Origin of the sequence: Francisella sp. Scap27 (genome assembly GCF_013394105.1) — a bacterium.
Lineage (GTDB): Bacteria > Pseudomonadota > Gammaproteobacteria > Francisellales > Francisellaceae > Francisella > Francisella adeliensis.
This window is the reverse complement of record NZ_CP041326.1, coordinates 220526-232615: the sequence shown is the minus strand read 5'-3', so window position 1 is coordinate 232615 and position 12090 is coordinate 220526. Positions and strand designations below refer to the sequence as shown.

Below are 12090 nucleotides of genomic sequence, written 5' to 3'. Positions count from 1 at the left end.
ATTAAAAGGGTACAGGGTACTTTCTTCTAACAATCTCAATATCTTTAAGCACTTCTTCTGAAAGTTCAAGATTCACAGCATCAATATTTGATTTTAATTGCTCAAGATTGGTAGCACCAATTATTGTAGAACTCATATAATCTCTGCGAATAGTAAAAGCTAATGCCATTTGGCAAACATCTAAACCATGCTTATTTGCAACTCTCATATATTCAGCTACAGCTTTATCAACAGTAGGGCTTGTACGAGTCATAAAACGATCTTCTTGACCATTAAGAACCTCTTTTGAAAGTCTAGTACCATCTGGTCTATTACCTCCTAAGTATTTACCACTTAAAACACCCATGTTAAGTGGAGACCAAGCAAGATAAGATAAGTTCTCTAACGAGCATGTTTCCATAACATCTGTTTCATCTCTTCTACGTAAAAGACTATACTCATGTTGAATACTTTGTATTTTTGGTAAATTATGCTTTTCAGCAAGTGATATGAATTTATTAATCCCCCAAGTAGTATCATTAGATAAACCAATATTCTTAATCTTACCCTGCTTTACAAGATCATTACAAGTTTGCAAAATCTCTAAAATATTAGCCTCGATTTGCTCTTTATTTTTAGAACTATCAGGAATAAAGTCCCAAACACCTGCAAAGTGGTAGTTTGGTCTATTTGCTGCCCAATGAAACTGATATAAATCAATATAATCTGTTTGTAAGCGTTTAAGACTATTATCTACAGCTGTTATTATATTTTGTCTGTTTATAACTGGCTCTTCTTCACCTCTAGCCCAAGGGACCGGAGAGAATTTTGTAGCTAGAATGACATTATTACGTTTATTAGATGTTTTAAACCAGTTTCCAATAATTTCCTCTGTCTTACCATAGGTTTTCGGACAAGGTGGTACAGCATACATTTCAGCTGTATCCCAAAAATTAACACCTTGTGAAAGCGCGTAATCCATCTGTTCAAAACCTTCTAATTGAGAGTTTTGTTTTCCCCAAGTCATTGTTCCAAGACAAATTCTACTGATATCAATATCTGTATTTCCAAGCTTTAAATATTTCATTTTAAATTTAAAAATTTATTTTATATAAATAGGATTATATCAGAGAGAAGTGGGGAAGAAATAAAATATTTAAGACAATAACTTAATTAGTCTTGAGATTTGATATTTAGATAAGAAACATCAATACTTTGTCCTGTTTCAAACCTTTTATGACCTTTTTTCATTAATGCGATAAAGTTTTTCATATTATCTTTATTTATTTCAGATTTCATTGCAGAAATACCTTCATCTACAGAATTCCATTCAATTATATCTGTCCATAAACTTAGATCCTCAGAGTCTTGAGTTAAAGTTCTTCCAAGAAAGCCAGGATACTTCTTTAAATCACTTGTGAATTTTTGTGAAGCATCAGAAACCTGCTCGGTTGTAACTCCTTCATTTGTATGAAATTCTATTATTTCAAGTGCAGGAATAGCCCTATGAGAAAATCCTAATGAAACATAAAATATACCAAGTGTCACAATAAAGAGCAGTGCTAATTTAGTGAAAAGATTTACTATTTTCATTATAGGCCAAATATTGCAACAATATTAATATTATATATATTAACTTAAAAAATATAACATACAAGTTATTTGTATTATTAATTTTATATGTGAGTCTGGATGTAAGCCTTTACCATTCCAAAATATTCATGGATGATTCTTTGTGTTGTGTAAATATTATAAGAACTCGGTAAAACTCTTAACTCCGGAGAAGGTATTGAGGAAGCTAAAGCGATAGTATTTATATTGTTTTTCTCAAAATAGATTTTAGACCTTTGCAAGTGTAACCCATCAGTAATCAAACATAACGACCTAGAGTTGTTAGCAACTATATGCTTGATAAACATAGCATTTTCAGCAGTATCTTTCGAGTTGTTTTCTAAAATCAGGTCATTTTTATTTACGCCTAATTTCTTAAAATCTTTTGCATAAATCTGTGCCTCTGATTTATTGCTTGATGAAGTATAGCCACCGCTAATAATTATTTTTTGAGGATAGTTATCATATACTTCAGCAGCTTTCAATATCCTATCATAAGCATTTAAACTGGGCTCTTTATTGTTTGTTCCAGCACCTAAAACAATAATAGCAGAGGTATTTTCACAAACCTCTATATTTGTAGAATAATTATTGTTCGAGATAATTATCTTACCTAAAGCACCAGATCCAACAAGATAGTAAACTAAGGTAACTATTACGATAAATAGCTTAAGTTTACTTTTACAGCAAAAACATATTATTAGTAATAAGATGAAAAAGATGGATGTTATATCTAGTAGACTACTCATTTAGTTTAATCTCTAAGAATCATTATTGAATGTGATTTGAGCATTGGAATTTCTCCAATTTTAGCTTGCTTTATAGTTTCTTCCCCAGCTTTCTCATGATTTGCAACTATATGCCATATATCATTATCATTTGTTGGTAACTGAGCATTTATATCATAATTATCTATTGCTGTAGCATTATAGACTATAACAATATCTTTCCAGCTATCACCATTTGCATAATCTTTAAAATGAGCAATTATCACACCAGAATTATAGTCATTATAAGCTGGTGTGATTGTTAAATGATTTTTGATCATCTCAGGAGAGCTCATTCGTAAAGCAGGGTGGTTTCTTCTAATAGTTATAAGACCTTTTATAAAATCAAAAAACACTTTATTATGTAACTTATCTGACCAGTGGTAAGCATTTATATCATCACCACTTTTATAGCTATTATGATCACCATGTTTTGTACGTAGAAATTCAGCACCTCCATGTATAAATGGAATGCCTTGAGCAGTTAAAATAATACTCATAGCCAAAGCATTTTGACGAACAATGTGGTTATCAAATATATTCTCTGGTAAGTTTTTTCGATAATCTCCTGTTTTTAAGCTATGATTTTGACTTTTTTCAATTTGATCCCAAAGAGTATAGTTATCGTGAGCATCAACATAGTTTACTGATTCATTTGCGTTGGCAGTTAGTGTATGAACTGAGCCATATAAACCTTCAACAACTTTACCCATTAATTCACTATTATGAGTTGAACCATTAATAAACCCATTTCCTGGAGCATTATTTCCCCTTACAGCATCACGAAAGGTATCATTAAATATAGCGAAATCATTGTTCCGTTGAGTTCCTTTATAAGTACAGTTCATTAATGGCGAATCTGCAGCTTTCCATGGTTCACCATAAATTAGAGCACTAGGATTTATTTTTTTAGCCTTTTCAACAATATTTTTTATGGTATCTAAATCTATTAGCTCCATTAAATCAAATCTAAGGCCATCAATTTTGTAATTTTTTACCCAATGCAATACTGAATCTTGGATAAATTTACTTACCATAGGGCGCTCAGATGCCACTTCATTTCCACATCCAGAACCATTAGTAAATCGACCGTATAGGTCTGTCCTAAAATAGTACTTAGGAACTATCTTATCAAGATTTGTAGTATCTGTCATATGGTTATAAACCATATCCATGACTACTCCGATATTCTTGTTATGAAACTCTTGAACCATTGTTCTAACCCCCAATATTCTTTGAGATGGATCAAAAGGATTTATAGAGTAGCTTCCATCCGGAGCATTATAGTTTTCAGGATCATAACCCCAGTTACGATTATTTTTTTTATGAAGTTTAGTTTCATCAACAGATGAAAAATCAAAAATTGGCAATAAGTGAATATGAGTAATACCTAGTTCAACTATACTATCTATACCTGTTGAAACGCTTTGATCTTGTTCTATATACTTAGTATTTCCTTGAACGGCACCTAAGAATTTACCTTTATATAGTTTTTCTACTCCACTATCATCACTTATTGTGAAATCACGAATATGTGCTTCGTAAATAATAGCATCTTGAGGATTTGATATTTCTGTAAAATTCTGATTATCCCAGTCAGTAGGCTTAAGTTCTAAATTATCAATATCTAAAATAAAACCTTTTTGACCATTAATTGATAAACCATATGCGTAAGGATCTCTAGCATAAGTGGTTTTAGTATATTTATCACCGTTTGCATCTAGCTCATCAAAATATAGCTTAAAAAGATAATATTTGTTTTCACATTGCTCGCGAGTAAGATTTATAAAGAAAGTACCATAGCCTTCTTCATTTTTAAGCTGATAGATATGATTAAAATCAATACTATTATTGGGATTATCTTCATCAAATAAAAGTAGATCTACCTTTATCGCAGTAGGTGCCCAAAGACGAATAGATACATTTTCATCATTAAACACCACACCCATATCATTATCTGGATAATAAAATTTATCTAAATAGTTACCCATAACTACTTTAGTGGGTAAAAAAGTATTATTAGCTCTAATCTCGATAAGATCTGAACCTTTGATATCTGGAGGAAGATTAGTAAATATTAATTGCTTTGTATTTTGTTTAGCTACTATACAAACATCTTTAATATTCTTTGAGTTTATCCATAATTCAAATATAGTACCAACTCGTACTTTTTCAGATAAATATGCTGCTATTTTATTAGGTTCATCCATTACTGCATAAGTAATTGTTGGATTTAATCTATTAATTGCCTCTCTTAAAGATGTATAAATATTCTCATCTCCATGAATAATATAGTAATTATCTGCTTTTGAAGATATATCAAATGCTATAGTTTGCTCACTCCAGTCATCTTGCCAGTGATCAGACCATGTTTTTTTACGAGCAATTAAATTTGATTTATTGGTAGTATTATAAACGCCAAAATCATTGATATGTGATAATTCAACAGGTTTTGCTTTTTTTCCTTCATTGTATGTCCATAAATCCCAACAGAAATTATCACCATTATATTGTCTGTCTTTTTTTATAAAATGAACTAAAGAACCTTTTCTTTTTTCATTATTAACAACAAAATCTCTTGTTGCTTTAATGTTTTTATCATTTTTACTTATACAAGATATTTCAACTTTAGTAATATCAACTTCAGGGCTTATAGTAAGCTTGTTATCTAAGAGTTTGATACCATCAAGTTTAGGAGAAATTTGCCAATCAACATCTACAATTTCTTGAATTCCACTCACACTTTCTTTAATAGCAATTATTTCTAAGGGGTAGCCTTTACTAATAGTATTCTCAGAAGCTTTAATTTGCATTTCTTTTTTATGTGAAACCCATTTAAATGATAAAGGAGCAAAAGGTTTTTCACAGCTTGAAACTCTAAATTCATCACCATGTAAATCTATCAGAGTAAATGAGAAATCATTAGTTTCTTTAAGGTTTTTAACATTATAAGTTGTAGCTGTAAGCCAAAGACTGCCATCTGTGGTATCTGCAACCCAGCTAAGCTCAAATTCTTTAGATTTATACCAGTTATTAAAATCACCGACAACAAAGCCATTTATAAATCCTGTAGCTTGTATGCGAAACTGAACGGTATTAGTTTCATAATCCAAATGTATTTGATATTTAAAATGAGAGATAGAGGGGTTACCATCTTTATCAATTAACCAAATTTTTTTATTCTTAGAATCCATATATAGGTCTCAATTTAAGTAGAACTAGGTTGTTTAAAGTTAGCTAAACTATGCTGAATATTTTAATACTATAGCTGCCATTGGAGGTATTTTCACAGATAAACTCTGCTCAAATCCATGGGAGTGTGATTGCTCTGTAAAGAGTTTACTATCAATCAATTGTCCAGACCCACCAAAAGTTGAGCAATCAGTATTAAAAACCTCTTCATAAGATCCAGCTTTGGGCACACCAACCTTATAATCATAATAGACAACAGGAGTAAAGTTATAAATACATATAATAAAACTACCATCTTTAGCATAACGAATAAAAGAAAGAATGCTTTGGTCTGAATTATCGGCATCAATCCATTGAAAACCATCATGACTAAAATCTTGTTCCCATAATGCAGGCTCAGATTTATAGAAATTATTAAGTTCTTTAAAAAAAGTTAAGCTATCATTGTGAGCATGATATTCATGGATTACATTCCATTGAAGCTCTTCATACTCTCTCCATTCAACAAATTGAGCAAACTCACTACCCATAAATAGTAGTTTTTTACCAGGGTGGCCTATCATGTAAGCCATATAAAGCCTTAATCCCGAGTACTTATTCCATAAGTCTCCCCACATTTTGTTAACGAGAGATTTTTTTCCATGCACAACTTCATCATGAGATATTGGAAGTATAAATTTCTCAGAATAATGATAAGCCATTGAAAAGTTAAGCAAATGATGATGATGCTTACGGTTAATAGGATCTTCTTCGACAAATCGTAAGGTATCATTCATCCAGCCCATATTCCACTTAAATGTAAAGCCTAAACCACCATGCTCAACATCTGTAGTTATATTTGGCCAAGCTGATGATTCTTCTGCGATTGTCATCACACCATGGCAATTATGTTTAATTGTAGAGTTTAACTCTTTTAAAAATGCAATACCTTCTAAGTTCTCATTACCACCATGTATATTTGGCTGCCACTCATCAGGCTCTCTATCATAATTAAGATAAAGAATATTTGATACCGCATCAACACGAATACCATCAATGTGAAATTCATTTATCCAATATAAAGCATTAGATATTAAGAATGATTTCACTTCATTACGACCTAGATCAAAGTTATTTGTTCCCCAACCTTTATTTGTAGCCTTATTAAAATCTTGGTACTCGTAGCATGGACTACCATCAAAGTTTATTAATCCATGAGAATCTTTACAAAAATGCCCTGGAACCCAGTCTAAAATCACACCTATATTTTCAGCATGAAGTTTATCTATTAATTTTTTCAGACCAACTAAATCACCATGGCGTGAATTTACAGAATAAAAACCAGTAGGTTGGTAACCCCAAGAAGCATCAAGAGGGTGCTCGTGAAGAGGCATTAATTCAATATGAGTATAATTCATATATTTAACATACTCAGGTAAAATCTCACTTAATTCGTGATAAGTCAAAAAATTACCATCTTCAGTTTTCCAAGAAGCAAGGTGCAATTCATAAATATTTATAGCACTGTCAAATGGATTAAAATTCTGGCGTTGTTCAAGCCACTTTTTATCGCACCATTTATAGTCTTCTTCTAAAGTTATTATTGAGGCTGTATTTGGGCGAAACTCTGAAAATACTGCAAAAGGGTCACTTTTATAAACTTGATGACCATTGCTTGCTACTGCAAATTTATATTTTTGCTGTTCTTGGGCATTAGTAATAAATACGCTCCACAATCCTCCAGTACTTATTCGAGACATAAAATTTTCATCACGTTGCTGCCAATCACTAAAGTCACCAATTACACATATACTTTCAGCATTTGGAGCCCAGGTGGTAAATCTGACTCCGTCACTGCCATTTTCATGGCTTAAGTGAGCTCCCATAAATTTATAGGCTTGTGTATGTTTTCCAGAATGAAAGTAATATTTGTCATCATCATTAATATTAAAAGATTTAAAAAGCATAAATTTATAAAAAATAATAAAATAGTAATCATACATTTTATACTAAGTAACTTTATAGCACTAGAGTATGTTTATTTTTTTATAATAACTCTAAAAATTATAAAAAATTAATGCTAACATTGATAATACTGATTTCTAGTTGATTGAAATCTAATTCTGTTAATTAAAAAACATGAGAAAACAATGGGTATAAAAACTTATAAAACAACACCTATAGAAAATCAAAAACCTGGCACTTCAGGACTCAGAAATAAAGTTACTGCATTTAAGCAAGAAAATTACCTTGAAAATTTCGTTCAATCTATATTTAACTCACTAGAAAACATAGAAGGTCAAACTTTAGTAGTGGGAGGTGACGGTAGGTATTACAATGATATTGCTATCATTAAAATTTTGAAGATGGCTGCGGCGAATGGTTTTGGTAAAGTGATAGTTGGTAAAAGAGGTATTCTTTCAACTCCTGCTGCTAGTTGTATCATTAGAAAATATAAAGCTTTCGGTGGAATCATATTATCAGCAAGCCATAATCCTGGTGGACCTGATGGGGATTTTGGAATCAAATATAACACATCTAACGGTGGACCAGCTCCAGAAAAAATCACTGAAAAAATATATGATAATACAACAAAAATACAGCAATATTTGATGGCTGATACAGATGAAAAACCTGTGTGTATAAATAAAATCGGCCGTTATAAGATAGAAAATACAGAAATTCAAATAATAGATTCTGTTGCTGACTATACAGAGTTAATGAAAAAAATATTTAATTTTGATGCCATCAAAGAAATTATTAAAGATGGGTATGCTATTCGTATAGATACAATGTGTGCTGTAGCTGGACCTTATGCTAGGCATATTTTTGAAGATGTATTAGGTGCTCCAGATGGAAGTGTAGTAAATGCTGATCCTCTTCCAGATTTTGGAGGTATGCATCCTGACCCTAACCCTGTTAATGCTGATGATCTTATTACGTATATGCGTAGCGGGGATTATGATTTTGGAGCAGCTTCAGATGGAGATGCTGATAGAAATATGATTGTAGGAAAATCCATTGATGTAGCACCATCAGATAGCCTAGCGATTATGACAGCAAATGCAGCGTTATTACCAAGTTATAAGAATGGTATAAAAGGCGTTGCGAGGTCTATGCCAACATCTACAGCAGTAGATAAAGTTGCTATATGTATGGGTATAGAATGTTTTGAAACTCCAACAGGCTGGAAATTTTTTGGTAACTTATTAGATGCAGGGAAAATAAATATTTGCGGTGAAGAAAGTTATGGAACAGGTTCTGATCACATTCGTGAAAAAGATGGCTTATGGGCTATTCTGTATTGGTTGAACCTGGTTGCAATTACTGGCAAAAGTGTAGATGAATTAGTAGAAAGCCATTGGCAAAAATATGGCCGTAATTTTTATTCACGCCATGATTATGAAGCTATTGATAGCAACATAGCAAATCAAATAATGGCTGATTTAAGAACTAAAGTTTTAAATCTATCTACTGTTAAATATGGTAATAAAACAGTTTTATATGCAGATGACTTTAGCTATACAGATCCAATTGACGATTCTGTTGCAGATAAGCAAGGTATTCGTATTATTTTTACAGATGGTTCTAGAATTGTGTTTAGACTATCAGGTACTGGAACGCAAGGTGCTACTCTAAGAATTTACTTTGAAAAATATGAACCAAATGCCGATAAATTCAATGATGATGTACAAGATACACTTAGTGGTCTTATTGATATAGCTGAGCAAATCACAAAAGTTAAAGAATTAACAAAAATGTCAAAACCTACGGTAATTACCTAGATAAAGGAGTATCAATATGCGTGACAATAATTCACAACATCAATTATACAAAAAAACTGTTGCACTTGTATTAGCGGGAGGGCGTGGTTCTAGACTATATGATCTTACGGATGCTAGAGCTAAACCTGCTGTACATTTTGGTGGCAAGTTTAGAATTATAGATTTTGTTTTGTCAAACTGCCTTAATTCAGGTATACGAAAAATTGGTGTGGTTACACAATATAAATCTCACTCATTGTTGCGACATATTCAGCGAGGCTGGGGATTTTTGCGAGGCGAACTTAATGAGTTTGTAGACTTGCTACCAGCTCAGCAAAGAGTAGATGAAGAACACTGGTATCGTGGTACAGCAGATGCTGTTTATCAAAACATTGATATACTAAAATCTTATGATGCGGAATACATCGTTGTATTAGCAGGTGATCATATTTATAAAATGGATTATTCTGAAATGCTTCGTGATCATGCTAAAAGTGGTAAAGAGTGTACTGTAGGCTGTGTTGAAATACCTAAAGACGAAGCTTTTGCATTCGGGATTATGGGTATAGATAAAGATAGAAATATTACGGATTTTGTTGAAAAGCCACAAACCAATGCTCCAACTGTACCTGGCAAAGATGATAAGTGTTTAGCAAGCATGGGAATTTATGTTTTTAATACTAAATATTTATATAAGATGCTAGAAGCTGATATAGCTGATCCTAACTCTAGTCATGATTTTGGTAAAGACATTATCCCAGCTGCCGTGAAAAAAGCTCAAGCGTTAGCACACCCATTTAATATGTCTTGTGTTCCACAAATAAATGGTGTTGAACCATACTGGAGAGATGTTGGTACAATAGATTCTTTATGGGCTGCAAACCTTGACTTAGCAAGCAACATGCCAGAACTAAATCTATATGATAAAGAGTGGCCAATATGGACAGCTCAAGAACAACTACCTCCAGCAAAGTTTGTGCCAGGAAAAGATGGTAAACATGGTGTAATCACAAATACACTGGCTTCCGGCGGTTGTATAGTATTAGGTTCTGAAATATCGAAATCAGTAATGTTTTCAAGTGTTGTAGTTTCTTCATTTTGTAGTATTGATCAGTCTGTACTACTGCCACAGTCAAGAGTTCGTGAAAACTGTAAGCTAAAAAAAGTGATAGTAGATAGAGGTTGTGAAATTCCTGCTGGCACTATAATTGGTGAAGATCCTATTCTTGATGCTAAAAGATTCCATCGTACTGAAAATGGAGTGGTTTTGGTTACAGCTAAAATGATTGAAAAACTTAAAAAATAATCACTATCTAATTGAGAAATCTAAATGCAAATATTACATGTATGTAGCGAGGTTTTTCCTCTGCTTAAAACTGGAGGCTTAGCAGATGTTACGGCAGCTTTACCACCAGCTTTGACTAAACTTGGAACACAAAATAGAGTCTTAGTTCCAGGCTTTCCAAACTTTATGCAAAAGCTAGAAAAAAAACAACTTATTGCTGAATTACCCGCGAAATTCGGGGCGGGTAAAATTGACATTTATCTTGCAAAAATGGCTGACACTGGTGTACAAATTTATATTATTGATGCCCCTAACCTATATAGTAGAGATGGCAACCCTTATGCAGATGAAAATAACCAAGCTTATCCAGATAACTATCTAAGATTTGCTTTACTTGGCTGGGTAGCTGCTAAGATTGCTGAAGGTCTTGATAATAGTTGGAAACCACAAATAGTACATGCTCATGATTGGCATGCAGGGCTAGTTCCAGCATACCTTAAAGCTTCGCAGATATATCATGGTACAAACACCAAATCTGTTTTTACAGTTCATAATTTAGCTTATCAGGGCATATTTTCTTTTAGTGTCTTTAATGAACTAGATTTACCTTGGCAGTTTATGAAGGTCGAAGGTCTTGAGTTTTATGGAAACGTCTCATTTCTTAAAGCAGGATTATTTTTTGCAGATAAAATAACAACTGTAAGCCCAACCTATGCAAAAGAGATTCAAACAGAAGAACAAGGTTGTGGTTTAGAGGGATTGCTTGCTGGCAGAAAAGATGATTTATTAGGTATTTTAAATGGAGTTGATCCAAAAGTTTGGGATCCTAAGACAGATAAACTCATTGCGTGTAATTATGGGTTAACTACAGTTTCTAAAAAATTAGAGTGTAAAATAGCTTTACAAAAAATGTATGGTTTAACTCAACAAAATAAGCATCCTATATTTGGTATAGTAACAAGACTTACTGAACAAAAAGGTTTAAAGCTGGTTTTAGATGAAATAAATGAAATCATTAAAAATAATGGTCAAGTAGCTCTTTTAGGGAGTGGTGAGGCTGAGTTAGAAAAAGAATTTAAAGCACTAGCTAAAAAGTACCCCAAATCTATAGGTATACAAATAGGTTATGATGAGGAGCAAGCTCATAGAATTATAGCGGGATCTGATCTGATTTTAGTACCTTCAAGGTTTGAACCATGTGGTTTGACACAGCTTTATGGATTAATCTATGGTACTTTACCATTAGTACATAAAGTTGGAGGTCTTGCTGATACTGTTACAGATTCTTCACTAGAAAATATAGCAGATGATTCAGCTACTGGCTTTGTATTCGACGAATTTACAAGAGCAGATTATAACAGAGCTATAAGGCGAGCTTTTGCTTTATACAATCGTAAAGCAGATTGGAAGAAAGTCACAAGAAATGCTATGAGACAAAAATTTGGTTGGGATATTGCAGCTAAGCAAGTATTAGATATTTATACTCAATTATTAACTAATAAATAACTTTTTA

General features: G+C 32.5%; 8 protein-coding genes. 3 read left to right on the top strand and 5 right to left on the bottom strand.

Going from position 1 to position 12090, the window contains the following annotated elements; translation table 11 throughout:
- Position 1 precedes the first annotated feature (1 nt).
- From FLM55_RS01110 to glgB, 5 genes are all read right to left on the bottom strand, one after another.
- Positions 2-1066, bottom strand: a complete 1065-nt coding sequence (locus FLM55_RS01110) for an aldo/keto reductase (RefSeq protein WP_178947626.1) — start codon at positions 1064-1066, stop codon at positions 2-4.
- An 86-nt stretch (positions 1067-1152) separates the two neighbouring features.
- A complete protein-coding gene (locus FLM55_RS01105) occupies positions 1153-1572 on the bottom strand; it encodes a hypothetical protein (RefSeq protein ID WP_178947625.1) in 420 nt (139 codons plus the stop codon).
- An 83-nt stretch (positions 1573-1655) separates the two neighbouring features.
- Positions 1656-2339 (bottom strand): YdcF family protein, encoded by a 684-nt coding sequence (locus FLM55_RS01100; protein WP_178947624.1) that lies wholly within the window; start codon positions 2337-2339, stop codon positions 1656-1658.
- 5 nt (positions 2340-2344) lie between these two features.
- Positions 2345-5551, bottom strand: a complete 3207-nt coding sequence (gene pulA / locus FLM55_RS01095) for a type I pullulanase (RefSeq protein WP_178947623.1) — start codon at positions 5549-5551, stop codon at positions 2345-2347.
- A 48-nt stretch (positions 5552-5599) separates the two neighbouring features.
- The gene (glgB, locus tag FLM55_RS01090; RefSeq protein WP_178947622.1) at positions 5600-7495 is read right to left on the bottom strand and encodes a 1,4-alpha-glucan branching protein GlgB; all 1896 of its coding nucleotides are present in this window, start codon (positions 7493-7495) and stop codon (positions 5600-5602) included.
- A gap of 183 nt (positions 7496-7678) precedes the next feature.
- Here glgB and FLM55_RS01085 point away from each other — a divergent pair, with 183 nt between their 5' ends.
- The 3 genes from FLM55_RS01085 to glgA are packed head-to-tail and all read left to right on the top strand — an operon-like array spanning position 7679 to position 12083.
- Positions 7679-9313 (top strand): alpha-D-glucose phosphate-specific phosphoglucomutase, encoded by a 1635-nt coding sequence (locus FLM55_RS01085; RefSeq protein WP_178947621.1) that lies wholly within the window; start codon positions 7679-7681, stop codon positions 9311-9313.
- A gap of 16 nt (positions 9314-9329) precedes the next feature.
- On the top strand, positions 9330-10598 hold the full coding sequence (gene glgC, locus FLM55_RS01080; protein ID WP_178947620.1) for a glucose-1-phosphate adenylyltransferase: 1269 nt from the start codon (positions 9330-9332) through the stop codon (positions 10596-10598).
- A 24-nt stretch (positions 10599-10622) separates the two neighbouring features.
- Positions 10623-12083, top strand: a complete 1461-nt coding sequence (gene glgA / locus FLM55_RS01075; RefSeq protein WP_178947619.1) for a glycogen synthase GlgA — start codon at positions 10623-10625, stop codon at positions 12081-12083.
- The last annotated feature ends 7 nt before the right edge of the window (positions 12084-12090 follow it).